Origin of the sequence: Pseudomonas sp. 13B_2.1_Bac1, from assembly GCF_025466155.1 — a bacterium.
In the GTDB taxonomy this organism is placed as follows: domain Bacteria; phylum Pseudomonadota; class Gammaproteobacteria; order Pseudomonadales; family Pseudomonadaceae; genus Aquipseudomonas; species Aquipseudomonas aylmerensis.
In genome coordinates, this window is sequence record NZ_JANLOH010000088.1 from 1 (window position 1) to 23,995 (window position 23,995).

Annotated in this window: 23 protein-coding genes and 1 pseudogene; 17 read left to right on the forward strand and 7 right to left on the reverse strand. The window is 63.6% G+C overall.

What is annotated here, in order from left to right:
* Positions 1 to 23: 23 nt before the first annotated feature.
* Entirely contained in the window at positions 24 to 719 is a 696-nt protein-coding gene (gene msrA / locus NTD80_RS20175; protein ID WP_262134700.1) for a peptide-methionine (S)-S-oxide reductase MsrA, read from the forward strand.
* 51 nt (positions 720 to 770) lie between these two features.
* Here msrA and NTD80_RS20180 read toward each other — a convergent pair whose 3' ends face one another.
* Both NTD80_RS20180 and NTD80_RS20185 read right to left on the reverse strand, forming a co-directional pair.
* Positions 771 to 1,721: an alpha-E domain-containing protein gene (locus tag NTD80_RS20180; RefSeq protein ID WP_120448562.1), complete on the reverse strand. Its 951-nt coding sequence runs from the start codon at positions 1,719 to 1,721 to the stop codon at positions 771 to 773.
* A gap of 2 nt (positions 1,722 to 1,723) precedes the next feature.
* On the reverse strand, positions 1,724 to 3,133 hold the full coding sequence (locus NTD80_RS20185; RefSeq protein WP_120448563.1) for a circularly permuted type 2 ATP-grasp protein: 1,410 nt from the start codon (positions 3,131 to 3,133) through the stop codon (positions 1,724 to 1,726).
* Between the two features lie 397 nt (positions 3,134 to 3,530).
* On the opposite strand from NTD80_RS20185, the gene NTD80_RS20190 reads away from it, so the two are divergent.
* The 3 genes from NTD80_RS20190 (at position 3,531) to NTD80_RS20200 (ending at position 4,507) form a co-directional block, all read left to right on the forward strand.
* Positions 3,531 to 4,076, forward strand: a complete 546-nt coding sequence (locus NTD80_RS20190) for a hypothetical protein (protein ID WP_065905174.1) — start codon at positions 3,531 to 3,533, stop codon at positions 4,074 to 4,076.
* Positions 4,077 to 4,148: 72 nt separating this feature from the next.
* Positions 4,149 to 4,361 (forward strand): hypothetical protein, encoded by a 213-nt coding sequence (locus NTD80_RS20195; protein WP_065905176.1) that lies wholly within the window; start codon positions 4,149 to 4,151, stop codon positions 4,359 to 4,361.
* Positions 4,362 to 4,372: 11 nt separating this feature from the next.
* Positions 4,373 to 4,507 (forward strand): hypothetical protein, encoded by a 135-nt coding sequence (locus NTD80_RS20200; protein ID WP_256595100.1) that lies wholly within the window; start codon positions 4,373 to 4,375, stop codon positions 4,505 to 4,507.
* Here the strand turns inward: NTD80_RS20200 and NTD80_RS20205 are convergent.
* Together NTD80_RS20205 and NTD80_RS20210 are read right to left on the reverse strand one after the other, a co-directional pair.
* Positions 4,498 to 5,850, reverse strand: a complete 1,353-nt coding sequence (locus NTD80_RS20205; protein ID WP_065905178.1) for a cation:proton antiporter — start codon at positions 5,848 to 5,850, stop codon at positions 4,498 to 4,500. The two genes, NTD80_RS20200 and NTD80_RS20205, sit on opposite strands and share 10 nt — an antisense overlap.
* Before the next feature lie 57 nt (positions 5,851 to 5,907).
* Positions 5,908 to 6,834, reverse strand: coding sequence for a LysR family transcriptional regulator (locus tag NTD80_RS20210; protein ID WP_120448565.1), 927 nt, complete (start codon positions 6,832 to 6,834; stop codon positions 5,908 to 5,910).
* Positions 6,835 to 6,947: 113 nt separating this feature from the next.
* Here NTD80_RS20210 and NTD80_RS20215 point away from each other — a divergent pair, with 113 nt between their 5' ends.
* The 6 genes from NTD80_RS20215 to NTD80_RS20245 all read left to right on the forward strand — a co-directional run bounded on the left by NTD80_RS20215 (position 6,948) and on the right by NTD80_RS20245 (position 13,637).
* Positions 6,948 to 7,913: an aldo/keto reductase gene (locus NTD80_RS20215; RefSeq protein WP_262134701.1), complete on the forward strand. Its 966-nt coding sequence runs from the start codon at positions 6,948 to 6,950 to the stop codon at positions 7,911 to 7,913.
* Positions 7,914 to 8,113: 200 nt separating this feature from the next.
* On the forward strand, positions 8,114 to 10,108 hold the full coding sequence (locus NTD80_RS31255; protein WP_315974941.1) for an aminotransferase class I/II-fold pyridoxal phosphate-dependent enzyme: 1,995 nt from the start codon (positions 8,114 to 8,116) through the stop codon (positions 10,106 to 10,108).
* Between the two features lie 39 nt (positions 10,109 to 10,147).
* Positions 10,148 to 10,969 carry a transporter substrate-binding domain-containing protein gene (locus tag NTD80_RS20230; RefSeq protein WP_371920701.1) on the forward strand — a complete coding sequence of 274 codons (822 nt, stop codon included), beginning with the start codon at positions 10,148 to 10,150 and terminating at the stop codon, positions 10,967 to 10,969.
* A gap of 262 nt (positions 10,970 to 11,231) precedes the next feature.
* Positions 11,232 to 11,936 carry an ABC transporter permease gene (locus tag NTD80_RS20235; protein WP_065905185.1) on the forward strand — a complete coding sequence of 235 codons (705 nt, stop codon included), beginning with the start codon at positions 11,232 to 11,234 and terminating at the stop codon, positions 11,934 to 11,936.
* A 7-nt stretch (positions 11,937 to 11,943) separates the two neighbouring features.
* The gene (locus NTD80_RS20240; protein ID WP_262134702.1) at positions 11,944 to 12,642 is read left to right on the forward strand and encodes an ABC transporter permease; all 699 of its coding nucleotides are present in this window, start codon (positions 11,944 to 11,946) and stop codon (positions 12,640 to 12,642) included.
* Positions 12,639 to 13,637 carry a DMT family transporter gene (locus NTD80_RS20245; RefSeq protein WP_262134703.1) on the forward strand — a complete coding sequence of 333 codons (999 nt, stop codon included), beginning with the start codon at positions 12,639 to 12,641 and terminating at the stop codon, positions 13,635 to 13,637. Before NTD80_RS20240 ends, NTD80_RS20245 begins: the two co-directional genes overlap by 4 nt.
* Here NTD80_RS20245 and NTD80_RS20250 read toward each other — a convergent pair.
* Positions 13,593 to 14,132 (reverse strand): annotated as a pseudogene (locus NTD80_RS20250) (TetR/AcrR family transcriptional regulator); the annotation flags it as partial. The gene NTD80_RS20245 and the pseudogene NTD80_RS20250 overlap by 45 nt on opposite strands.
* A gap of 90 nt (positions 14,133 to 14,222) precedes the next feature.
* On the opposite strand from NTD80_RS20250, the gene NTD80_RS20255 reads away from it, so the two are divergent.
* The gene (locus NTD80_RS20255; protein WP_262134704.1) at positions 14,223 to 15,221 is read left to right on the forward strand and encodes a succinylglutamate desuccinylase/aspartoacylase family protein; all 999 of its coding nucleotides are present in this window, start codon (positions 14,223 to 14,225) and stop codon (positions 15,219 to 15,221) included.
* A 4-nt stretch (positions 15,222 to 15,225) separates the two neighbouring features.
* On the opposite strand, the gene NTD80_RS20260 is transcribed toward NTD80_RS20255, so the two are convergent.
* A complete protein-coding gene (locus NTD80_RS20260) occupies positions 15,226 to 16,014 on the reverse strand; it encodes an aldolase (protein ID WP_262134705.1) in 789 nt (262 codons plus the stop codon).
* Positions 16,015 to 16,017: 3 nt separating this feature from the next.
* Positions 16,018 to 16,722 carry an HAD-IA family hydrolase gene (locus NTD80_RS20265; protein ID WP_262134706.1) on the reverse strand — a complete coding sequence of 235 codons (705 nt, stop codon included), beginning with the start codon at positions 16,720 to 16,722 and terminating at the stop codon, positions 16,018 to 16,020.
* 115 nt (positions 16,723 to 16,837) lie between these two features.
* Between NTD80_RS20265 and NTD80_RS20270 the strand changes: the two genes are divergently transcribed.
* From NTD80_RS20270 to xylB, 6 genes are all read left to right on the forward strand, one after another.
* On the forward strand, positions 16,838 to 17,683 hold the full coding sequence (locus NTD80_RS20270; RefSeq protein ID WP_262134707.1) for a LysR family transcriptional regulator: 846 nt from the start codon (positions 16,838 to 16,840) through the stop codon (positions 17,681 to 17,683).
* Positions 17,684 to 17,963: 280 nt separating this feature from the next.
* The gene (locus NTD80_RS20275) at positions 17,964 to 19,496 is read left to right on the forward strand and encodes a sugar ABC transporter ATP-binding protein (RefSeq protein WP_201144405.1); all 1,533 of its coding nucleotides are present in this window, start codon (positions 17,964 to 17,966) and stop codon (positions 19,494 to 19,496) included.
* Positions 19,489 to 20,466 (forward strand): ABC transporter permease subunit, encoded by a 978-nt coding sequence (locus tag NTD80_RS20280; RefSeq protein WP_065905202.1) that lies wholly within the window; start codon positions 19,489 to 19,491, stop codon positions 20,464 to 20,466. Before NTD80_RS20275 ends, NTD80_RS20280 begins: the two co-directional genes overlap by 8 nt.
* Positions 20,467 to 20,500: 34 nt before the next feature.
* A complete protein-coding gene (locus NTD80_RS20285) occupies positions 20,501 to 21,433 on the forward strand; it encodes an ABC transporter substrate-binding protein (protein ID WP_262134708.1) in 933 nt (310 codons plus the stop codon).
* A gap of 21 nt (positions 21,434 to 21,454) precedes the next feature.
* Entirely contained in the window at positions 21,455 to 22,447 is a 993-nt protein-coding gene (locus tag NTD80_RS20290; protein ID WP_065905206.1) for a LacI family DNA-binding transcriptional regulator, read from the forward strand.
* A 15-nt stretch (positions 22,448 to 22,462) separates the two neighbouring features.
* Positions 22,463 to 23,920, forward strand: a complete 1,458-nt coding sequence (gene xylB, locus NTD80_RS20295) for a xylulokinase (RefSeq protein WP_262134709.1) — start codon at positions 22,463 to 22,465, stop codon at positions 23,918 to 23,920.
* Positions 23,921 to 23,995: the final 75 nt, after the last annotated feature.

The window sequence follows — 23,995 nt, forward strand, 5'->3', positions numbered from 1 at the left end:
TCAGTTGCACTGGAGTGACTGTGATGAAACTGCTCAAGATCCTGCCCGCCCTGGCTTTCGCCGCATTCGTGGGCCAAAGCTCGGCCTTTTCCTTTGGCGCCACTGAAGACGCCGTCGCCATCGCGCCACCGGCGCTGGACATCCCCGCCGAACCCGGCAACCTGCAAACCGCTGTGTTCGCCGGCGGTTGCTTCTGGGGCGTACAAGGGGTGTTCCAGCATGTGCAAGGGGTGAAAAACGCCGTCTCCGGTTATGACGGCGGCGCGGCGAACACGGCCCAATACGAGTCGGTCAGCGGCGGCGACACCGGCCACGCCGAATCGGTGTCAGTGACGTACGACCCTGGCACAGTCAGCTACGGCAAGCTGCTGCAGATCTACTTCTCGGTGGCCCACAACCCCACCGAACTCAATCGCCAGGGCCCGGATTCCGGCACCCAGTACCGCTCGGCGATCTTTGCGCAGAATGCCGAGCAGCAAAAAGTTGCCCAGGCCTACATTGCCCAGTTGGACGCGGCCAAGGCGTTCGATAAACCCATCGTGACTAAAATCGAGATGGGCAAGGCGTTCTACCCCGCAGAGTCCTACCACCAGGACTTCCTCACCGAGAATCCGTCCTATCCCTACATCGTGATCAATGACCTGCCGAAAGTCGCACAGCTCAAAAAGCTGTTTCCCGACCAGTACCGCGCCGAGCCGGTGCTGGTCAAAAACCAGTAACCCCCTGTGGGAGCGGGCAAGCCCGCTTCCACCTGTTGATCTGCTGCGTGGCTACACCACTTCCAGATACGAGCTATGGATCGCCCGCGCCAATTCGCGCACGGTGTCGATAAACTCGGTCAACCGGCTGTGCAGCCCATCTTCGAGAATCTCATCGATCCCGGTGTACCGCAGCCGCGCTTCGAACTCCGCCGCCAGGCGCTGCGCCGTGCGCCCATAACTGCCGGGCAGGTCGGCGAGGATATGGCTCAATTCTTCGATACACGCATGCAGCGAGCGCGGTACGTCACTGCGCAACAGCAGCAACTCCGATACCGAGCGCGCGTTCAAGGCATTCGGGTACAGCTCGGTATACGCCTCGAACGATGACAGCGCGCGGAGCAGGGCGCTCCACTGGTAGTAACCACGGGCCGAGAGGTCGCTGACTTCCTCTGATTCCTCGCCGAACATTTCATAACGCGCATCCAGCAGGCGCAGGGTGTTGTCCGCGCGCTCGACGAAGGTGCCCAGGCGAATGAACCGGTAGGCGTCATTGCGCATGATGGTCCCGGACGTCGCGCCCCGGAACAGGTGCGAACGCTGCTTGACCCAATCACAGAAGTGGCTGATGCCATGTCGCGCCAGGCCGCCGGCGGCGATGCTGCGCATTTCCAGCCAGGTGGCGTTGAGGTTTTCCCACATGTCGGCGGTGATGCGCCCGCGTACCGCATGGGCATTGCCCCTGGCCGCGCGCAGGCAGTTGTAGATGCTGGCGGGGTTTTCTTCGTCGAGCGCGAAGAAGTGCAACATGCGCTCGGCGTCCAGTTGCGTGTGGCGCTCCAGGTAACTGTCGAGGGTGCCGCTGCTGAGCAACGACATCGCCAGTTCATCCAGGCCATCGCTGCGCCCGGCCTGGGGCATCAATGACAGCGAGTAACTGACTTCGAGCATGCGCGCGAGGTTCTCGGCGCGCTCCAGGTAACGCGACATCCAGTACAGATCTGCGGCGGTTCTACTCAACATACTCAGCCCTCCACCACCCAGGTGTCCTTGGTTCCACCGCCTTGCGACGAGTTGACGATCAACGAGCCTTCACGCAGGGCCACCCGCGTGAGGCCGCCGGGCACCAGGCGGGTTTCCTTGCCCGACAGCACGAAGGGCCGCAGGTCAATGTGCCGCGGCGCGATGCCGTTTTCGACAAAGGTCGGGCAGGTGGACAGGCTCAGGGTCGGTTGGGCGATATAAGCATGTGGACGCGCCTTGATGCGCTGGCGGAAATCCTCGATTTCAGCCGCGCTGGACGCCGGGCCGACCAGCATGCCGTAGCCGCCGGAGCCTTGGGTTTCCTTGACCACCAGTTCCGGCAGGTGCGCGAGTACGTGGGACAACTCGTCGGGCTTGCGGCACTGGAAGGTTGGCACGTTTTGCAGCACCGGCTCTTCATCCAGGTAGAAACGGATCATTTCCGGCACATAAGGGTAGATCGACTTGTCGTCCGCCACGCCGGTGCCGATGGCGTTGGCCAGCACCACGTTGCCGGCGCAATAGGCGGCCACAAGGCCGGGCACGCCGAGCATCGATTCGGGGTTGAACGCCTGCGGGTCGAGGAACGCGTCGTCGATACGGCGGTAAATCACGTCCACGGCCTTGGGGCCGTCGGTGGTGCGCATGAACACCTTGAGGTCATGCACGAACAGGTCCGCGCCTTCCACCAGTTCCACGCCCATTTCCCGGGCCAGGAACGCATGTTCGAAAAACGCGCTGTTGAAGCGGCCCGGCGTCAGCACCACCACATTGGGGTTGTCCAGGCGGCTGGAGCTTTTCAGGGTCTTGAGCAACAGGTTGGGGTAGTGGTCCACCGGCGCGATGCGCTGCTTGGCGAACACCTCGGGAAACAGCCGCATCATCATCTTGCGGTCTTCGAGCATGTAGCTCACGCCACTGGGCGTGCGCAAGTTGTCTTCGAGCACGTAGTACGTGCCGTCGCCGTCGCGCACCAGGTCGACGCCGGAGATGTGCGAATAGATATCACGGTGCAGGTCGAGGCCGACCATGGCCTTCTGATACCCCTCGTTGCCCAGCACCTGGTCTGCCGGAATGATCCCGGCCTTGATGATGCGCTGGTCGTGGTAAATGTCGGCGAGGAACATGTTCAGCGCATTGACGCGCTGGATACAGCCGCGCTCGATCACGCTCCACTCACTGGCGGGGATGCTGCGCGGGATGATGTCGAAGGGGATCAGGCGCTCGGTGTCTTGTTCGTCGCCGTAGAGGGTGAAAGTGATCCCCGCGCGGTGGAACAGCAAATCGGCTTCGCGACGGCGCTGGGCCAGCAGTTCCGGCGGCGTGTTGGCCAGCCAGCGGGAGAAATCCTGATAATGCGCACGGCACACGCCGTTTGCGTCATTCATTTCATCAAAGAAAGATCGAGCCATTCCAGTACCTTGTCAGTGCCGAGGGACGCATGGGGTGGCACTGCCGCTTTAAAAAACGCATTTTTTTATGAGCCCGTGGCTGACGGTGCCACTGGGCCTGGTCCTTACTTTCTTATGGGGTCGGCTCTGGGTCGGGGGGTAACGAATGCTCCTGTATCCGGGCAGATGAATGGATAAAGCAATGCCTGTGCCGGATTGGGTGTACGCGGGGTATTTACCGGTTGGCGGGTAGCCGCTGACGATGGCAAGCCTGCTCACGGCAGGAAGATCGCTTGTCCGGGCTGGGATGGCCGACCACAAAGGGGCAGGGCGCGCACCACGCTGGTGCGTGAACAAACTTGAACTTCGCCCCCTGCCGATTCTTCTAACAGGTCTCACCCCAGCACGGAGCACGGACGTGCCCAGAATCATCTCACCCGACACCCCGGAATCGAACCTGACCGATCACAGCGAACACAACGCCAAGATCTTCGGTTCGCCCAAGGACCGCCTGGACTTCTACCGGCGCGAAATCCAGTACGAAACCACGATTCTCGCCAACCGCACCGACGCCTACCTCACCGCGCAGTCGTTCCTGGTGATTGCGTTCGTCTCCGGCATGGGCAACCTCAATCCGGAATGGGGCAAGTTGTTCACCGTGGTCGTGCCGGTATTCCTGGCCGCGCTGGGGATCCTCAGTTCCCTCAACGCCTGGCCAGGCATCCGCGCCGCTTACGAAATCATCGACCATTGGCACTACAAGCAGAGCGAATTGCTGCGCAGCGAACCGGTGATGGGCATGGCCTATGACGAGTCGCCGCTGTTTTCCGAGATGGAGTCGTCCCACAAGGGCTATCGCAAGTCACTGCTGTTCTCGATGCGCGCCCCGTGGTTGTTCATGGTGTTCTGGGTGTTGCTGGGGGCGTACGCGTTTTACATCCAGGTGGACAATCCTGGCTCTTAAGCAAGTTGAACTTCGGCTACCTGCGCGGGACCTTATCTTTACGCAGTCTGCGTTTTTTCAACGAGGTGACCCATGAGCACAGACAACGATCCGCAAACCAGCAACCGCAACGACCCGGCGATCGACGGCGGCGAGCCGGCGCCAGGTACGGCGGCCGATGCGCCCAAAGATCCGAAGCCTGCCAGTGATCCCAAGGCCAAGGAAAACGACTACAGTCCAGACTTCAAGCCTGAGCCCGAGGTCAAGCCTGAAACCGATGCCGATATCGACACCCAAGGTGGTTAGAGGAGACGGTCATGTCCAAAGAACTGGAAGAAGAACTCAACGATCCCGGCAATGAAGACCCGGGTTCGTTGATGGATGATGCAGAAGTGCCGCTCAATGACTTGGATGAAGCCGCCGATGTCGGCAACACCGAAAATCAGGACTGAGCCTTGCCCTTGGCACGTCGTTCATACCACGCCAGCATCGGCTGGGTACTGAGGCCATGAACGACGATGCTCAAGGCGATCACTGACAGCGTCAGGTTCACCGCCACGGCGCTGCTGGTCCCGATCAAGCCGTGGTTGAGCGCATAGAACAGGTAGTAAATGCTGCCGATCCCACGGATCCCAAACCAGCCCATCAGGCCGCGTTGCTGGCGATCGATCAGGCTGCCCCACGGGATGGCGAAGACGCTCAGCGGGCGAATCACACAGAACAGCAACGCCGCCAACGGCAGTGCGCGCCAATCCCAATGGCTGATCAGCACAATCCCCAGCACCGTCACCAGGAACACCTCCATCGAACGCTCCACCAGACTGCCGAACGAGAGCATGTCGCCCATCATCACGCCGGCGGCAATCTGGCTATCTTCCAGCCCGCTGGTGTCGCCTTGCAGTGCGCGCTCCGGCTCCACTTCCAGGTGCCCCACCACCGGCAATGCCAGGTGTTCCGACGGCGTCTGTGAATGACCGGTTGAGCGGAATTCGGCCTGGCGCAGCCCCAATCCGGCGGCGAACACCGACAGGAAGCCGTAACCGCCAACGGCCTCGGCCGCCACATAGGCCAGGGCGATGAGGGCGAGGGTCAGGTAGTCATTCGGCGACAGCGTGCTGTCGCTGTTGGTGATGCGCAGCCACAGCGTTACGCGGCCAATGCCGCGCCCCATCCAATAGCCGATCAACAGCCCGGCCGGCACCGCCCACAGCAGGTTTTTCAGCACCCAGCCGCCCAGCCAGTCACCGTCAAAGCCGCCATGCTGCATGAACACCAGGGCGAAAATCACGAACGGGAACGCCGTGCCGTCGTTGAGCCCGGCCTCGCCGGACAGGCCGAAACGCAGCGCGTCGTAGTCCTGGGCATTATTGACCTGCACCAGGCCCGCCAGCACCGGGTCGGTCGGCGCGAGGATCGCCCCCACGAGCAGCGACACCCCCCACGACAGTTCAAACAGGTAGTGCAACGCCAGGCAGATGCCGAGGATGCTCAACAGCATCACCGGGCCGGCCATGCCGAACGCAATCCGCCAGGTGCGATGGCGCAGCGGCAGGCGCAGCTTGAGGCCGCTGACAAACAGCGAAAACAGCACCGCGACCTCGGTGAGGTGCTCCATCCAGCGTGCAGAGTGCTGGATATCCAGGTGCAACAGGTCCACCCCCAGCGGGCCGATGCCGACGCCCAGCAGCAGGCATACGGCCGAGGCGGTCACCGGCATCCAGCGCAGGTAAGAGGAGGTGAGGGCGAGGGTGAGCAATACGGCGCCGAGGACGGCCATCCATAGAATAAAAGTCATCGAGCAGTTACCGGGCCGTGGTCTATCCAGCTTTGAGAGTGGCGGCCCGGCGCAGGTTCAATGTGATTCCATCAACTGCGAGCCGATGGTTTTCAGGCGGATCATGTCCATCAATTGGCGCAGTCCCGGCTGCGATTGCCGGCGGCTCGGGTAGTACATGCACAGCGGCTCGCCCACGCAGGCCCAGTCGGGCATGACGTCCACCAGGCGGCCGTCCGCCAGTTCCTGTTGCACGCGGTTGGCCAGGCAGTAGGCAATGCCGACGCCTTGCAGGGCGGCATGCACGATGGTTTCGGTATCCGCTGCGCTGAAATGGCCTGGCACGTCGATGCGCTGCTGGCGCGGGCCATTGCCCAACTCCCATTTGTAGGGCGTCTTGTCGCCCAGGTACATGCGGATGCACGCATGCTCCAGCAGGTCCTTGGGTTGCTGTGGCGTGCCACGTCGGGCGAGGTAGGCGGGGGAGGCGACGGTGATCCAGCGCAACGCGCCCGTCAGCGGCACGGCGACCATGTCCTGGGGCACGGTGGCGCCGTAGCGGATGCCGGCGTCGTAGCCCTCGGCGACGATGTCGATCATCTGGTCCTGCACGATCAGGTCCAGGCGCAGCTGCGGGTAGGCGGCGCAGAAGTCCCCGAGAATCGGTGCCAGCAGCAATACCGCGGCATCGCGTGGCACGTTGAGGCGCAGCCGGCCGATGGGGGCTTCGCGGTACAGCTCCAGGGTGTCGAGGCCGTCCTGGATCGTGGCAAACCCCACGCTGAGTTTTTCCGCCAGCAGGGTGCCGGCGTCGGTGGGTTCCACGGCGCGGCTGGTGCGGTACAGCAGCTTCACGCCCAGGCGGGTTTCCAGGTTGCGCATGGTGTGGCTCAGCGCGGAGGTGGTCACGCCGAGCTCATGCGCGGCATGGCGAAAGCTACGGCGGCGGATGATTGCCATGAACACGTTGAGATCAGCCAGTTCGGAACGGTTGAAGGCAGCCATTTCAAGTCTCTTTAGTGGGGCTTTGGTTGAATGCGGCGTTGAGCCCTATTCAACCTGGGATGACCTAGAGTAATTGCTTTTCTAAGCATGTTGACGGTCAGGGGTTTTATTTCATGTACGTTGAGACCATCCGCATTGCCGGTATCGATACACCGGTCTCGCGAATAGCCCTCGGCACCTGGTCGATGGGCGGGCACCTGTGGGGCGGTGCCGACAACGAACAGGCGACCCGCACCCTTCGGCATGCGTTGGCACTCGGAATCAACCTGATCGACACCGCGCCGGTGTATGGCTTTGGTTTATCCGAACAGATGATCGGCAAGGCCCTGCGCGGCGTGCGCCACAGCGCCGTGATCGCGACCCAGGCCGGGCCGTATTGGGACGACTGCCCGCCACGGCGCAACGCCACGGCCCGGCGCATCCGCAAAGCGCTCGAGGACTCGCTGGTGCGCCTGGACACCGACTACATCGATCTGTACCAGATCCATTGGCCCGACTCGCCGGTGGCCCAGGAAGAAACCGCCGATGAGTTGGAGCGTCTGCGCCGCGAGGGCAAGATCCTTGCCGTCGGGGTGAGCAACTATGCCTCCACGCACAGGGATACTTTCAGCCAGCACACTGCGGCGGCCACCGTGCAGCCGCCGTACAACCGGTTCGAACGCAGCATCGACAGCGCTATCCTGCCGTACGCCAGGCAGCATGGCCTGGTGGTGCTGGCCTACGGACCGCTGTGCCGCGGCTTGCTCAGCGGCAACCTGCATGCGCAGCCCCCTTTCGCCGGGGACGCTGTGCGCACGCTCGACCCGACATTCAAGGCGCCGCGTTTCGAGCAATACCTGGAAACGGTGGCCGCGCTGGGTATTTATGCGCGCGAGCGCCACGGCAAATCGGTGCTGGCCCTGGCCTTGCGTTGGGTGCTCGACCAAGGCCCGACCATCGCGTTGTGGGGAGCCCGGCGTCCCGAGCAATTGCGCGGTTTTGAAGAAGCGTTTGGCTGGCAACTGACCCCTGAAGACCTGACGAATATCGACCGTATCCTCGCCAGCACGATAAAAGATCCGCTTGGCGCGCCGTTGTAGCCCTGCGCCAGCGATGTCGGCGGCCAGACTCCGAGCCTTGCTCGGTGCAGGATTGGCATTCGCGACCTGTTCGCACGATAAACGACATCGCCCTGAATCTATCCATTGAACGACTGTTCAGTTTCAACTATGTTGACCGCATCCACCCGTTTGCACGCAGACGGGTTCGCGCTGTTTCTTCTTGAACGAGAGGCTCTGGCATGCGGTTTTCCCCTTTTGTTGAGCGAATTGCGGGCCAGGGTGTAGCGGCCTGGGACATTCACCACGCCGCCTTCCAAGCCGCCAGCCAGGGCGAAGACATCATCATCCTCAGCGTGGGCGATCCGGATTTCGCCACGCCAGCCTTCATCACTGACGCCGCCGTCGACGCCCTGCGCGAGGGCGACACTCACTACACCGAAATCCCTGGCCGCCCGGCACTGCGCGAGGCGATTGCCGCGCGCTACAGCCAGACCCTGGCGCGGCCCTTGAACGCGGAAAACGTGATTACCGTGGCCGGTGCGCAGAATGCCTTGTTCGTCGCTTCGCTGTGCCTGTTGCAGGCCGGCGATGAAGTGCTGGTGCTCGACCCGATGTACGTCACCTACGAAGCCACCCTCAAGGCCAGCGGCGCGACGCTGGTGCGCGTGCCGTGCTCGCCGGCCTCCGGCTTTCGCCTCGACGCGCAACTGCTTGCGGCCGCAATCACGCCGCGCACCCGCGCAATCTTCTTCTCCAACCCGAACAACCCCACCGGCGTGGTCCTCAATGCCGAGGAGCTGCAGGCCATCGCCGCGTTGGCCATCGCCCATGACCTGTGGGTGGTGGTGGATGAAGTCTACGAAAGCCTCGTATTCGATGGCGAATACCACAGTCTGGCCGCGCTGCCGGGCATGGCCGAGCGCTGCGTGGTGATCGGCAGTCTGTCCAAGTCCCACGCCATGACCGGCTGGCGCATTGGCTGGCTGGTGGCCGCGCCGGCGTTGATCGTGCACGCCGAAACCCTGGTGCTGAGCATGCTCTACGGGCTGCCGGGGTTTGTGATGGAGGCCGCCACGGCGGCGGTGCTCGCCCACGATAAGGTCACTGCGGGCATGCGCGAGATTTACCGGCGCCGTCGCGACCTGGTGGTGAGTGGCCTAAGCGCTTGCCCCGGCATCCAGGTGCAGGCGCCACAGGCGGGCATGTTTGTGCTGGTGGATGTGCGCGGCACTGGCCTGGGCTCGCTGGATTTTGCCTGGCGGCTGTTGCGTGAAGCGGGCGTGTCGGTGCTGGACGCGGCGGCATTCGGCGAGCCGGCCCAGGGGTTTGTGCGGTTGTCCTTTACCTTGAGTGAAGAGCGCCTGGCCGACGCCTGCCGGCGTATCGCCGCGTTTGTCACGCGGCTCGCGGGTGAGCCGCGTATCGCGCCGGCGCCCATTGTCGAAGTGGCGCCGCCGGTACAGGCGAAGAAGATGATCGAGGTGATCGACCTGCATAAGCGCTTCGGCAATATCGAAGTGCTCAAGGGCATCTCCCTCACGGCCCACGAAGGCGACGTGATCTCGCTGATCGGCGCGAGTGGTTCGGGCAAAAGCACCTTGCTGCGCTGCATCAATATGCTTGAGGTGCCGGACCAGGGCAGCATTCACGTGGATGGCGAAAGCATCAAGTTGAACTATGGCCGCCCCGGCGCGCCGCTGGTGGCGGACGCCAGGCAACTGGTGCGCATCCGCTCGACCCTGGGCATGGTGTTCCAGAACTTCAACCTGTGGCCCCACCGCACGGTGCTCGAAAACCTTATCGAGGCGCCCACCCAGGTGCTGCGCGAAAGCCGCGCCGAAGCCATCGAGCGCGCCGAAGCCTTGCTCGACCGTGTCGGCCTGGCCGCCAAGCGCAACGAGTACCCGGCGTTCCTTTCCGGTGGCCAGCAACAGCGGGTGGCGATCGCCCGCGCGCTGGCCATGCGTCCCAAAGTCATGCTGTTCGACGAACCCACCTCGGCCCTTGACCCGGAACTGGTGGGTGAAGTGCTGCGGGTGATCCGCTCCCTGGCCGAAGAAGGCCGCACCATGATCCTGGTCACCCACGAGATGGCCTTCGCCCGGGATGTGTCTTCCAAAGTGGCTTTTCTGCACCAAGGCATGATCGAGGAAACCGGCTCGCCGGACTCGGTGTTCATCGATCCACGCAGTGAACGTTGCCGACAGTTCGTCAACGCGCATCAAACTCGCTAACTCCATAAAAAGACGGGGCAAATCATGACATTCAAACCCATGGCAAGCTGGTTGGGCGGAGCAGTATTGATGTTGGCCGCAGGTTTTACGCTGGCGGCAGAGAAACCTATCGTGTTTGCCGTCGCGGCCGAACCTTATCCGCCGTTCACGGTGAAAGGCGGCAACGGCCAGTGGTCCGGCTTCGAAGTGGACCTGATCCACAAGCTGTGCGAGGGCATGAAAGCCGAGTGTCAGATCAAGGAAGTGGCGTGGGATGGGATTATCCCGTCGTTGCTGGCGAAGAAGATCGACGTGATTTTCTCGTCGATGTCGGTCACTGACGAGCGCGAAAAACAGATCGCCTTCAGCCGCGCCTACTACGACTCGTTGCTGGGCGTGGCGGGGCCCAAAGGCAGTGAAGTGGAGATTTCCCCGGCGGGCCTCAAGGGCAAGTTGATCGGCGTGCAGATCTCCACGGTCAGCGCCAATTACCTGAAGAAGTACTACGAAAATATCGCCGACCTCAAGTACTACGACACCCAGGAATCGGCCAACGCCGACCTGATCGCCGGGCGCATCGACTACATGATGGCTGACGACACTGCTATCGCCATGATGGTCAAGACCCCGGAAGCCAGCGGCCTGGCGCATATCGCCAGTGTGCCGTACGACCCGATCATCGGCCGGGGCGTCGGCGCGGGACTGCGCAAGGAAGACACCGAGCTCAAGGCGCGCCTGGACAAGGCCATCGGCGAACTGCTGGTGAGCAAGGACTATGACGACCTGTCCCAGCATTACTTCGGCCTGTCGGTCAGCCCGTGCAAGCGCACCGACACGCCGGCATATGTCAGCAAGGTGTGTGAGAGCCCGTATGCGCAATAGGTTTGGAGAAGTGGGCGGCTAGGAGGCTGTTGTGGTTTTGGTGTTGAGGGGGGATTTTGTGGTGAGGGGCTGTTGTGGTGAGGGGGCTTGTCCCCCGTTGGAGTGCGCAGCGCTCCCGCTTTTCTTGGGGCCGCTACGCAGCCCAACGGGGGACAAGCCCCCTCACTACAGAAAACCAAAGCCAATGGATGAGCCCTCTCACTACAAGAAAAACATAGCCACAGGGCAATCACACAACCCTCGTTAAACGTGGAGTAAGCCGATGTTCGATCTCCTGAGCTTCAGCGATCAAGGCTGGGGCAATGCACTGCTCAAGGGCTTGTGGATGACCCTGCAGATCTCCGCCGGCGCGTTTGCGGTAGGGCTGTTGATCGGCCTGGTGGTGGCCTGCGCCAAGCTCAGTGCACCCCGGCCGATTGCCTTGCTGATGCGCGGTTACACCACACTGTTTCGTGCGGTGCCGGAACTGCTGCTGATCCTGTTGCTGTACTACGCCGGGTCCATGGGCCTGAACGCGCTGATGCTGTGGCTGGGGTTTGCGCAGGTGAACATCAGCGGTCCGCTGGTGGCGATCCTGGTGCTGGGGCTGGTGCAGGGCGCGTATGCGTCGGAGATCTTTCGCGCGGCGATCCTGGCGATTCCCCATGGCCAGATCGAAGCGGCGCGGGCCTTTGGCCTGAGCGGGTTTGGCCTGTTTCGCCGGGTGACCTTGCCGATCATGGCGCCGTACGCCCTGGCCGGCATGTCCAACCTGTGGATCAACCTGATCAAGGATAGCGCCTTGATCAGCGTGGTCGGCACCAACGAATTGCTCTACACCGCCAAGCAGGCAGCCGGTTCGACCCGGCAATACCTGTTGTTCTACCTCGCGGCCGCCGCCTTGTATTACCTGGTGACGCTGGCTTCCAACTACCTGTCCGGGCGCCTGGAGCGACGTATTCGTCGCTGGATGCCGGTTGTCGAGTGAGCCGCCCATGCCTGAATGGATAAGTTATTACGCCGCACTGATCGCCAAGGGCCTGCAGACGACCTTGTCGCTGCTGGTCATTTCCGCGCTGCTGGGCTTTGCCCTGGCGGTGGGGGTGGCGTTGGCCCGCCTGTCGCGGCGCAAATGGCTGGCACGTGCCGCATTGGCCTACACCAGCGTGTTGCGCGGCACGCCGCTGCTGATCCAGATCTACATTTTCTACTACGGACTGGGCAGCTTGTTCGCGCAGTTTCCGATGATCCGGGGCAGCTTTCTCTGGCCGTTCTTGCGCGACGGCTATTGGTACATCGTGTTCGCCCTGGTGCTGTCGGTGGGGGCCTATGTGGGTGAGGTGATTCGCGGCGGCCTGCTGGCGGTGCCCAAGGGCGAGATGGAAGCCGCCTCGGCCTTCGGCATGACCCCGCGCCAGGCCCTGCTGCGGGTGCGCCTGCCACGCGCGATGCGCCTGTTGCTGCCGACCCTGGCCGGGGAAACGGTGATGCTGCTCAAGTCCACCGCGCTGGCCTCGACCATCGCCGTGGTCGACCTGCTCGGCGCGGCCAACGTAGTGCGTGCGCAAACCTTGCAGATCTATCAGCCGTTGCTGTTGGTGGCCGGGGTTTACCTGTGCCTGACCTTCCTCATCGAAGGCGTCTGTGCCATCGCCGAACGCCGTGGCACGCCGCTGCGCAGGTCAGTCGGATGAGCCCGGATCGCTCGCTGCAGGGGATTGCCCTGTGCTCACTGGCCTATGCGTTCCTGGCGCTGCAGGACGCGGTGATCAAATGGCTGGTGGCCGATTATTCGGTGTTCACCATTCTGTTCTGGCGCAGCCTGGTGGTGGTCGCGGCGTGCGTCGTCGCCGGGCGCATGGGCTTGTTGCGCCGGGCGTGGACTTCGGTGAGCCGCCGGCTGCTGATCATCCGCGGGCTGTTGTCGTTGCTCGCCTGGCTGCTGTATTACACCGCCGCCAAGGACCTGACCCTGGCGGAAATGACCACGTTGTATTTCTCCGCGCCGATCATGGTCACGTTGCTCGCGGCGTTGATCCTCAAGGAGCGCGCCAGCCGTGGCCAGTGGATCTCGCTGCTGATCGGCTTTGTCGGCGTGGTGATTGCGTGTCGCCCGAGCAACATGCTCGACCCGTTGCCGATCGCGCTGACCCTGGTGGCCGCGCTGTGCTGGGCGTTTACCTATATCCAGCTGCGCCAGGTCGACCCGACCACCTCGGTGCTGGAGCAGATGCTGATCACCAATGTGGTGTTTGTGGTGTGCATGGCCGTGACCTTGCCCTGGACCCACACGCCCGCGCCGTTGCCGTCGTGGCTGGGCATGTTGGCAGCGGGGCTGGTCGGCGGTATCGGCCAGTTCCTGCTGTTTGCCAGCTTCCGCCGCGCGACCGCGACGCTGCTCGCACCGTTCGAATACACCGGGCTGATCTGGGCGTTCCTGTTGTCGAGCCTGATCTGGGGCACGTCGATGGATATCTCGCTGATCATCGGCGCAGTGTTGATAGCCGTCAGCGGCACCCTGGCCATGCTCAGTGCACGGCACCCGGTGTCACAGGACGTGGTCGGCGCCGAATGCTCCGTGACGCAACCCCTGTACCCAGCAGCGGCAGATGTGCAGCCCGTTGGCGGGGCTGAAGGTGCCGGGGTTGAGGCACCCCTCGAGCCAGAGTCCGTCGAGCATCGCCGATAGGCCGATGGCGGCGAGGTGGCTGTCGTGGATCACCAACTGCTCGCTGCGGGCCAGGTCGTCGAGCAGTTGCTGAATCAGTCCGAGGTAGGCGCGGTAGCTGTTTTCGTGGGACTGGTTCACGTGGGGCGAGTGACGGATCAGGCTCCAGAACACCACCCACACGCCGAGCAGGTCGGGGTCCATGACCCGTGGCGAAAACGACGCGCTGAGGAACGCATCCAGGCGCGCGGCGGCGCCTTCGACCCGTTCGACCTGTGCCCACAGCGCGCTGGTCAACTCATTGGCCAGCTTGTGGTAGGTCTCGGCGATCAGTGCGTCAATGCTGCCGAAGTGGTGATTGAGCAAGCCCACCGACACGCCGGCCTCGGCGGCAATCCGGCGCACGGAAATCCCGGCGTGGCCGTCGCGGGCAAGGCAGGTGAGGGTGGCGGCAATCAGCAGGTCGCGGCGTTCGTCAGGGTCGGCACGGCGCAATTTTGCAGGGGGTGTGGTCACGGCAATGCCCTTGAGGAAAGACCAGAAGGCTCAGGTTAGTTGAACATGTGTTCAATCTCTAGCGGTTAATTGATCAGAGGAGGGCAAGGCATGGCAAAAGACCTTTCGTGGCAGGTGCCCGGTGATGCCGGCAATCTGCTGCACATCGGCGCCTGGCGCTTTGAAGGCGACGGCAGTGGCCCCCGCGTGCATCTGCAGGCCGGCGTGCACGCCGATGAAATCGCCGGGATGCTGGTGCTGCACCAGTTGCTGCCGCGCTTGCAGGCGTGTCAGGACCAAGGCCTTCTCAGGGGCAGCGTGACCGTGGTGCCGCAGGCCAACCCGTTCGGCATCGGCCAGTTTCGCCAGGGCAAATTACTCGGACGTTTTCATGAGGCCACCGGGCAGAACTTCAACCGCGCCTTCGACCATTCGCTGGCCATGCAGCGCCCGGCCAGCAACCTCGCGCAGTGGCAGAAAAGCCTGGTGCAACTGGCCGCCGACGCCGACCTGGTGCTGGACCTGCACACCGACGATGAAGCCTTGCCGTACCTCTATATCCACCGCAGCTTCTGGCCGGAACAGGGCCTGGCGCTGGCGGCGGCGTTGCAGGCCGACGTGGTGATCGTCTGGGATGACGGCGGCGACGGCTCTTTCGAAGAAACCATCATCAACCACGCCGCGCCGCAGTTGGCCGCCACCCTCGAGTTGCGCGGGCAGGCCGATGTCAGCGATGCCTTGGCGCGCCAGGACGCCGACGCCTTATGGAACTGGCTGTGCATCAGCGGCGTGATCGATGCGGTCGCGACCATTGGCGAATGGCAGGGCGACGTGGTGGACATGGGCTGCATGGAGACGATCCTCGCGCCACGTACCGGTGTGCTGGTGTTCGAAAAATACCTCGGCGATTGGGTCGAAGAGGGCGAGCGCTTCGCCCGGATCATCGGGCGTCCCGGCGATCCTGGCTCCGAAGTGCCCCTGCACGCGGCGCAGCGCGGACGCATGGTCACCGGCCACCGTGAGCGCCTGGTCGCCCAGGGCTCGGTGGTGGCCAAGTTCACCGGCACGCGCTTGTCCGACAGCTACAGCGGCGGCGTGTTGGACCCGTAGGCGATCAGAGGTCGAAGTGCGAGCCGCGCCGTTTCAGGCGGCGCATGGCACTGTCCAGGTGCGCCCGCGCGCTCGCCGGATCGCCCTCGCGCATCTGTGCATACGCTATCTGCGCCACCTGGGGGTCAATCGGCATGAGCGGTTGACCACTGGCCATGGCCTTGAGCTGTACTTCGGCGGCACGCTCCAGGTAGTAGATGTCATCCCAGGCTTCGGCGATCGTCGGCGCGACCACCATCACGCCGTGGTTTTTCAGGAAGAGGATATCGGCATCGCCCAGCGCCGCCGCGATGCGTTGACCCTCGCGGTGGTCCAGGGCCAGGCCGTTGTAGTGCGCGTCGACCGCCGTGCGTCCATAGAACTTCAGCGCGGTCTGCCCCAGCCACAACAGCGGCGGGCCTTGCAACAGGCACAATGCGGTGGCATTGGGCATGTGCGTGTGGAACGCGGCCTTGATGCGCGGCTGCTGCTGGTGCAATTGCGCATGGATGTAGAAGGCCGTCGCTTCCGGCGTGCCCTCGCCATCGATCACATTGCCGGCGAAATCGCACACCAGCAGCTGGGACGCGGTGATCTCTTCGAAGGCATAGCCGAACGGGTGGACGAAGAACAGCTCGTCATGCCCCGGAACCGTCGCTGAAAAGTGATTGCAGATACCTTCTTCCATACCGTGCAGCGCCGCCAGTTGCAGGCACGCGGCCAACTCCACCCGCGCGTCGATGGCAGCCACGCTGTCGAGGTTGAAGCGCCCGGCGCGCGGGCCCAGGGAGGAGGGCGTAAAGGTATGTGCCATGACTCACCACCCCAGGGACTTGAACAGCCCGGGCACGCCGTCGAGGGTCGGCAGGATGGCGTCCGGCGTGTAGTCGGCCAGCAACTGGCGACCGGTGCCACGGTCGATCCAGACACAACGAAAGCTGATGTCCCGGGCGGCGGCGTGATCCAGGTGCGGGCTGGCACAGATATGCACCACTTGGTCGAGGCTGACGCCGAGCTGCTCGTGCGCGTAGTCGAACAAGCGCCGATTGGGCTTGTAGGCGCCGGCCTGTTGGGCGGTGATGACGCGGTCGATGTGGCCACCCAGTTGCGCGACATTGCCTGCAATCACATCGTCGTCCGTGTTGGAGACGATACACAGCTTGTAGCCCAGCGCCTTGAGCTGCTGGAGCGTGCCCGGCACTTCCGGGAACGGTGGCATGGCACTGATGCTGTCGGTGAGCACCGCGCTGTCGCTGGCATTGGCGGGCAGGCCCAGTTCCTTGAAGGCCAGCTGCAGGCTCAAGCCCGCCAGGGTGCGGAAGCTGCGATGCGGCGGGGTTTGTTCCAGGGTATGTTCGTGGCGGTCATACACGCTGAGCAGCGTATCGGGGTCGACCGAATGCGCGCCTTTTTCCGCAAGGATGCGCTCAATGGCGGCGCGCAGGCCTTCGTCCCACTGGATCAGCGTGCCGTAGCAGTCAAAGGTCAGCCAGAGCGGGCGCGGGGAATGTTCAAGTGGCATGGGGCACCTGTCGAAAAGAGTGAGTGACCGGGTCAGCTTAGGAAACCTGGCGGTCAGTGGGAAATTAAATTAACCTCTTCAGCTCAGTTGAATTGTCGATATGAGGGGCGCCAGCATGTTGGATCTAGAACTGCTGCATACCTTGGTCTGCGTGGTGGACGAGGGCAGCTTCACGCGCGCCGCCGAGCGTGTGCATCGCACCCAATCCACGGTCAGCCAGCAGATTCGCAAGCTCGAAGACAGCGTCGGCCAGGTCTTGCTGGTGCGTGATCGCTCCGGCCAGCAGGTCAGTGCCACCGAGCACGGCGAATTGCTCACCCAGTACGCGCGACGCCTGTTGAACCTATCCCGTGAAGCCCGCGATGCGTTGAACACCGAGGCCCGCCTGGTATCGGTGCGCCTGGGCGTGCCGGAGGATTTCGACGCCACGCGCATGGCCTCGATGCTCTCCGGTTTTGTGCGCGCGCGCCCTGAAGCGCGGCTGGAAACAGTCAGCGGCATGAGCACCGATCTGCGCCGCCAGTTGGAGAACGGAGAAATCGACATCGCCCTGGTCAAGCGCGAAGCCGGCAGCGGCGAGTGTCACGCCAGTTGGCCGGAGCCCTTGGTGTGGGTCTGCGGACACGGCCAGGACCTGCAGGTCGAAACGCTGCCCCTGGCATTGTTCCCCCAGGGCTGTATCTATCGTCAGCGGGCCATTCGTACGCTGGACAAGGCCCGGCGCAGCTGGCGCGTGGCGTTCGGTAGCCACAGCCTGACCGGGATTCAAGCCGCCGTCACCTCGGGATTGGGCCTGAGCATCCTGCCCAGGAGCGCGGTGCTGCCGACCCACCGCATCTGCACCGAACTACCGCCAGTGCCGCCTTCGGAACTGGCGCTGGTCAGTGGTAGCGAACGCTTGAGCGCCACTCATCAGGGCTTGATCGACTGCCTGCGCGACCAACTGTCAGCAGCCGGCTAGCGCACATTTTCCCTCAGCCAAACCCCTCCCTCAGCTGCTCTCGATCAAGAAGCCTCCCATCGCGCCGATCAGGCCGGGCTTTCCCGGACTGACGCGACAACCACCCCGCGTGAAACTTTCACCCTCAATTGCACGGAGCTGGGGCGTTTCTGGCAGATCGCCATGATTAAACGTTTCACCTGCCGATAAATGGCTGACGCAAGCGCTTGCGTAAGCAAATGTATCTGACATAGAGTCGGCAGCACTCGACTACAAAAATAATAAACGCAGGAGCTCATTCATGAGCCTTGAACCCTTGCTTGAGATGCAGGGCATCAGCAAGACCTTCAATGGTCTGCGCGTGCTCAAGAATGTCGGCCTGAAAGTCTACCCCGGCGAAATCCACGCCTTGATGGGGGAGAATGGCGCCGGCAAATCGACGTTGATGAAAATCCTTTCCGGCGCTTACCAGGCCGATCCCGGCGGCGAAATCCGCATCGCCGGCCAGCCTGTCGCCACCTTCACGCCCGCCACCGCCAAAGCCCTCGGCATCGCCGTGATCTATCAGGAACTGAGCCTGTGCCCGAACCTGAGCGTGGCCGAGAACATCTACCTGGGCCGCGAATTGCGGCGTGGCTGGACCATCGACCGCAAGGGTATGCAGGCCGGCTGCAGCGAAGTGTTGCAACGCCTGGGCGCGGAGTTCACCCCGGCCACCCCGGTCAGCAGCCTGTCGATTGCCGAGCGCCAGTTGGTGGAAATCGCCCGCGCGCTGCACGCCCACGCCAGGATCCTGGTGATGGACGAACCGACCACGCCGCTGTCATCCCGCGAGACCGACCGGTTGTTCGCGCTGATCAAGCAACTGCGCAGCCAGGGCCTGGCAATCATCTATATCAGCCACCGCATGGCTGAAATCTACGAGCTGTCGGACCGTGTCTCGGTACTGCGGGACGGCCAGTACATCGGCGAACTGACCCGCGACGCGCTGTCGGCCGAGGTCCTGGTGAAAATGATGGTCGGCCGCGACCTCTCCGGTTTCTACAAGAAGGAGCACGCGGCGTACAACCCCGGCAACGTGGTGATGCGCGTACGCGACATGGCCGATGGCAAGCGTGTGCGCCATTGCAGTTTCGACCTGCACGCCGGCGAAGTGCTGGGCATCGCCGGGCTGGTCGGGGCAGGGCGCACCGAGCTGGCGCGGCTGATCTTCGCCGCCGACCCGCGCACCTCCGGCACCCTCGAAGTGGTCGGCAAGACCGTCACCCAGTTGCGCAACCCGGCGGACGCGATTCGCGCCGGCGTGGTCTACCTCACCGAAGATCGCAAGGCCCAGGGGCTGTTCCTGGACATGAGCGTGGCCGACAACATCAACGTCTGCGCCTGCGTGCCGGACGCGCATGCCGGTGGCGTGCTGGACCGTGGCCACGCCGCGCAACGCGCGAAGGCTGCGATCCAGTCACTGTCGATTCGCGTGGCATCGGGCAAGGTCAATGTCGGCGCGCTGTCCGGCGGCAACCAGCAGAAGGTCTTGCTGGCGCGGCTGCTGGAGGTCAAGCCGCACGTGCTGATTCTCGATGAGCCCACCCGGGGCGTGGACATCGGCTCCAAGTCCGAGATCTACCGCATCATCAATCAACTCGCGCAAGCGGGCGTGGGCATCGTGGTGATTTCCAGCGAGCTGCCGGAAATCATCGGCACCTGCGACCGCGTGCTGATCATGCGTGAAGGCCAGTTGGTGGCCGAAGTCGGCGGGGCCTCCGGCCACGTCATTTCCCAGGAACGTATTATTGACCTCGCCACCGGTGGCGATCAGGTGGTTGCCCATGGCTGATTCGATGATTGCAACACCCGGCAAGGCCGAGCGCGCCCGCGAACTGATGCGCACGGTGGGCATGCTGCCGGTGCTGATCCTGCTGCTGGTGGGCTTTGCCCTGGCCAGCGAGAACTTCCTGACCGTGCAGAACCTGTCGATCATCACCCAGCAGGCATCGGTCAACGTGGTGCTGGCGGCGGGCATGACGTTTGTGATTCTGACTGCAGGCATCGACCTGTCGGTGGGCGCGATCCTCGCGGCCTCGGCCGTGGTGGCGCTGCAGGCGTCGATGTCGCCGCAGTTCGGCATGTTCGGGATCGCCGCCGGCATCGGTTTTGGCCTGTTGCTGGGCCTGGTCAACGGTGGCTTGATCGCCTTCATGCGCCTGCCGCCGTTTATCGTCACCCTCGGCGCGCTCACCGCGATGCGCGGCCTGGCGCGGTTGTTGGCCGATGACAAGACCGTATTCAACCCCGATCTGCCGTTTGCGTTTATCGGCAATGACTCGATCCTCGGCGTGCCCTGGCTGGTGGTCATTGCGGTGGCGGTGGTGGCGCTGTCGTGGTTCATCCTGCGCCGCACGGTGATGGGCGTGCAGATCTATTCGGTGGGCGGCAACCCCGAAGCCGCACGGCTTTCCGGGATCAAGGTGTGGAAGGTGCTGCTGTTCGTCTACGCCATGTCCGGCGCGCTGGCCGGGCTGGGCGCGGTGATGAGTGCTTCGCGCCTGTTCGCCGCCAACGGCCTGCAACTCGGACAATCCTATGAGCTGGATGCGATTGCCGCGGTGATCCTCGGTGGCACCAGCTTTACCGGTGGCGTCGGCACTATCGGCGGCACCTTGATCGGCGCGCTGATCATTGCGGTCCTCACCAACGGCCTGGTGCTGCTGGGGGTGTCGGATATCTGGCAATACATCATCAAGGGCATCGTGATCATCGGCGCGGTCGCGCTGGATCGCTATCGCCAGTCCGGTGCTCGGACCTGAGTTCACCCCCATAACAATCACAAGAGAGACCCGCATGAACCTTAAACGCATCTTTCCCGTCATGGCCTTGGCTGCGCTGATGTCCCAAGCCGTCGAAGCCCGCGAACTCAAGGCCCTGGGCATCAGCATGGGCTCGCTGGGCAATCCGTATTTCGTGACCCTGGCCGATGGTGCCAGCGCCCGGGCCAAGGAGCTGAACCCGAATGTGAAGGTCACTTCGGTGTCGGCCGACTATGACTTGAGCAAGCAGTTCTCGCAGATCGACAACTTCATCTCGTCCAAGGTCGACCTGATCCTGATCAATGCCGTCGACCCGTCGGCCATGGCCTCGGCGATCAAGAAAGCGCGGGATGCCGGCATCGTTGTGGTGGCGGTGGATGTGGACGCCAAGGGCGTCAACGCCACGGTGCAGACCGACAACGTCGAAGCCGGCCAGCTGGCCTGCCAATACCTGGTGGACAAGCTCGCGGGCAAGGGCAACGTGATTATCCAGAACGGCCCGCAAGTGACCGCGGTGACCGACCGTGTCAAAGGCTGCAAGGCCGCGCTGGCCAAGGCCCCGGACATCAAGGTGCTGTCCGACGACCAGGACGGCAAAGGTTCGCGCGAAGGCGGGCTGAACGCGATGCAGGGATACCTGACGCGCTTCCCGAAAATCGACGGGCTGTTCGCGATCAACGACCCGCAAGCCATCGGCAGCGACCTGGCGGCCAAGCAGCTCAAGCGCAGCGGTATCATCATTACCTCGGTGGACGGCGCGCCGGATATCGAGAACGCGCTGAAGACCGACTCGCAGATCCAGGCCTCCGCCAGCCAGGACCCCTGGGCCATGGCGCAGACGGCGGTGAATGTCGGCAATGACCTGCTCAACGACAAAGCCCCGGCCGAAGCGGTTACCCTGCTCACGCCAAAACTGATCACCCGCGACAACGTCGGCACGTACAGCGGCTGGTCGAGCAAACATTGATTCATTGAGAGGAACAGCGTCGTGGTCACCATGGATGACGTGGCAAGCAGGGCCGGGGTGTCGTCGTCGACCGTGTCCCACGTATTGAACGGCACACGCAAAGTCAGCCCGGCAACGGTGCAGGCGGTGCAGCGTGCGATCCAGGAGCTGGGGTATATCCCCAACACCCTGGCGCGCTCGCTGGCCCGTTCGAGTACCAGCACGATTGGCGTGGCGATTTCGGCGCTGTCCAACCATTACTTCAGCGAGACCGTGCACGCGATTGAAACCGAGTGTGCCCGGCACGGCTACATGATGCTGTTCGTCGACACCCATGATGATCCGGAGCAGGAGCTGCGGGTGGTCACGGCGCTGCATCACCGGCGTGTCGACGGGATTTTGCTGGCCCCGTCGACCGGCTCGTTGGCGCTCCACTACCTGCAGGCCAATGAGGTGCCGACCGTGCTGGTGGACCGCATGATGAGCCCACAGTTTGACCAGGTCGGGGTCGAGAACACGTTGTCCACCCAGGCGCTGATCACGCATTTGATCGAACATGGGCACCGGCGCATCGGTTTCATCGCCGGGCGGGCGGGCCTGGGGACCACCGATGAACGCGTCGCCGGCTACCGTGCGGCATTGCAGGCGGCGGGTGTGGATTTCGATCCGCAGCTGCTGGTCAACGGCGGCTCCAACAGTGAACCGGCCCGCGTGGCCACCGCGCAACTACTGGCCTTGCCGGTGCCGCCTACCGCAATAATGGCCGGCAATAACCTGATGACCCTCGGCGCCATGCACGCGCTGCGTGACGCGCAGGTCGAGGTGCCGGGGCAGATGGCCCTGGTGGGCTTCGATGATTTTGACTGGGCGGATTTTTTTGTGCCGCGCCTGACCCTGATCGCCCAGCCGGTCCAGGAGCTGGGCGCGCGCGCAGTGCACCGGCTGCTGCAACGCATGGCTTCACCCCAGGCACCACCGGAAACGGTGCGCCTGGCGCCGAGCCTGCAACTGCGTAATTCATGTGGCTGTCTCTGACTGGAATACCCGCGTATGAACACCCCTGTTTCCCTCGGCATCGACCTCGGCACCTCGGAACTCAAAGCCATCCTGATGGATGCAAGCGGCGCCGTGCTGGCCAATGCCGGGGTGCGTTTGAGCGTGTCGCGGCGCCACAGTGGCTGGTCCGAACAAGCCCCTGAAGACTGGTGGCAGGCGTGCCTGCAAGTGCTGGAGCAATTGCGCCGCCACCCAGCGTATGCCCGCGTGGCGTGCATCGGCCTGTCGGGGCAGATGCATGGCGCCGTGTTGCTGGGGGGTGACGACCGCGTGTTGTACCCGGCGATCCTCTGGGATGACTCGCGCGCCGTGGCCGAGGCCGAACACCTCGGTGTGGCGTTTGCCGACGCCACCGGCAGCTTGCCCATGGCCGGGCTCACCGCGCCCAAATTGCTGTGGCTGCAACGGCACGAACCCGAGGTGTTCCAGGCGATTGATTGTGTGCTTTCGCCCAAGGACTACCTGCGCCTGCGCCTGACTGGCGAGCGCGTCAGCGAGATGTCGGACGCCGCCGGCACCCTGTGGCTGGAGGTGGCCAAGCGTGAGTGGTTCGAGCCCATGCTGCGCGTCACCGGCCTGACGCCCGCGCAGATGCCGCGGTTGATCGAAGGCGGCGCGCCGAGTGGTCGTCTGGTCGCCGCCGGCTTGGGCTTGGCGCCCGACGTGGTGATTGCCGGCGGTGGCGGTGACAACCCGGTGGCGGCCGTCGGTATCGGCGCGATCAATGCGGGGGATGGCTTCATCACCCTCGGCACCAGCGCGGCCATTGTCGCGATCACCGACCACGCCGCCGGCAACCCGGCAAGTGCGGTGCACAGCTTCTGTCACGCGCTGCCGAACCGCTGGTACACCATGGGCGCCATGCTCGCCGGTGCCAGTTGTTTGCGCTGGGTCACGCGGCTGGTGGGCCTGGCCGATGAACAGACACTGTTGGACCAGGTCCAGGCGCAGTTGCCGATCGGCCAACCGGTTGCACTGGATACGCCGTTGTTTCTGCCGTACCTCGCCGGCGAGCGTACCCCGCATAACGATCCGTTGTTGCGCGGTGGTTTCATGAACCTGGGCCATGACTGCACCCCGGCGATGCTCGGGTATGCAGTGATGGAAGGCGTCGGTTTCGGCCTGCTCGACGCGTTGCGCGCGGTGCAGTCGACCGGCGCCGACGTGACGTCCTGCGCCCTGGTGGGCGGCGGCGCCCGCAGCGTGTATTGGGCGCAGTTGCTGGCGAATATCCTCCAGCGGGAAATCTACACCCTGCACGGCAGCGAGCTGAGCGCCTGCATTGGTGCGGCGAAGCTGGGGTTCATGGCCATCGGGCAGGGCGCCCAGTTGGCGGTGGGCCTGCCAGTCAAGGCCCGGTATCAACCCGACCCGACGCAGCAACCGGTGCTGCAGGCGCGCTATGCCAAGTTTAAGGGCTTGCTTGCGGCGGCGAGGGGGTTGCATGACTGAGGGGGGGGGGGCGGGATTGATGGGGTGAGCAGGCTTTGTGTGGGAAGTAGGTTTCATGTGGTTAGCAGGCTTTGT

Coding starts and splice junctions, on each gene's coding strand:
- msrA (WP_262134700.1), top strand. CDS start 24: ATGAAACTGCTCAAGATCCTGCCCGCCCTGGCTTTCGCCGCATTCGTG.
- NTD80_RS20180 (WP_120448562.1), bottom strand. CDS start 1,721: ATGTTGAGTAGAACCGCCGCAGATCTGTACTGGATGTCGCGTTACCTG.
- NTD80_RS20185 (WP_120448563.1), bottom strand. CDS start 3,133: ATGGCTCGATCTTTCTTTGATGAAATGAATGACGCAAACGGCGTGTGC.
- NTD80_RS20195 (WP_065905176.1), top strand. CDS start 4,149: ATGAGCACAGACAACGATCCGCAAACCAGCAACCGCAACGACCCGGCG.
- NTD80_RS20200 (WP_256595100.1), top strand. CDS start 4,373: ATGTCCAAAGAACTGGAAGAAGAACTCAACGATCCCGGCAATGAAGAC.
- NTD80_RS20205 (WP_065905178.1), bottom strand. CDS start 5,850: ATGACTTTTATTCTATGGATGGCCGTCCTCGGCGCCGTATTGCTCACC.
- NTD80_RS20210 (WP_120448565.1), bottom strand. CDS start 6,834: ATGGCTGCCTTCAACCGTTCCGAACTGGCTGATCTCAACGTGTTCATG.
- NTD80_RS20215 (WP_262134701.1), top strand. CDS start 6,948: ATGTACGTTGAGACCATCCGCATTGCCGGTATCGATACACCGGTCTCG.
- NTD80_RS31255 (WP_315974941.1), top strand. CDS start 8,114: ATGCGGTTTTCCCCTTTTGTTGAGCGAATTGCGGGCCAGGGTGTAGCG.
- NTD80_RS20230 (WP_371920701.1), top strand. CDS start 10,148: ATGGCAAGCTGGTTGGGCGGAGCAGTATTGATGTTGGCCGCAGGTTTT.
- NTD80_RS20235 (WP_065905185.1), top strand. CDS start 11,232: ATGTTCGATCTCCTGAGCTTCAGCGATCAAGGCTGGGGCAATGCACTG.
- NTD80_RS20240 (WP_262134702.1), top strand. CDS start 11,944: ATGCCTGAATGGATAAGTTATTACGCCGCACTGATCGCCAAGGGCCTG.
- NTD80_RS20245 (WP_262134703.1), top strand. CDS start 12,639: ATGAGCCCGGATCGCTCGCTGCAGGGGATTGCCCTGTGCTCACTGGCC.
- NTD80_RS20255 (WP_262134704.1), top strand. CDS start 14,223: ATGGCAAAAGACCTTTCGTGGCAGGTGCCCGGTGATGCCGGCAATCTG.
- NTD80_RS20260 (WP_262134705.1), bottom strand. CDS start 16,014: ATGGCACATACCTTTACGCCCTCCTCCCTGGGCCCGCGCGCCGGGCGC.
- NTD80_RS20265 (WP_262134706.1), bottom strand. CDS start 16,722: ATGCCACTTGAACATTCCCCGCGCCCGCTCTGGCTGACCTTTGACTGC.
- NTD80_RS20270 (WP_262134707.1), top strand. CDS start 16,838: ATGTTGGATCTAGAACTGCTGCATACCTTGGTCTGCGTGGTGGACGAG.
- NTD80_RS20275 (WP_201144405.1), top strand. CDS start 17,964: ATGAGCCTTGAACCCTTGCTTGAGATGCAGGGCATCAGCAAGACCTTC.
- NTD80_RS20280 (WP_065905202.1), top strand. CDS start 19,489: ATGGCTGATTCGATGATTGCAACACCCGGCAAGGCCGAGCGCGCCCGC.
- NTD80_RS20285 (WP_262134708.1), top strand. CDS start 20,501: ATGAACCTTAAACGCATCTTTCCCGTCATGGCCTTGGCTGCGCTGATG.
- xylB (WP_262134709.1), top strand. CDS start 22,463: ATGAACACCCCTGTTTCCCTCGGCATCGACCTCGGCACCTCGGAACTC.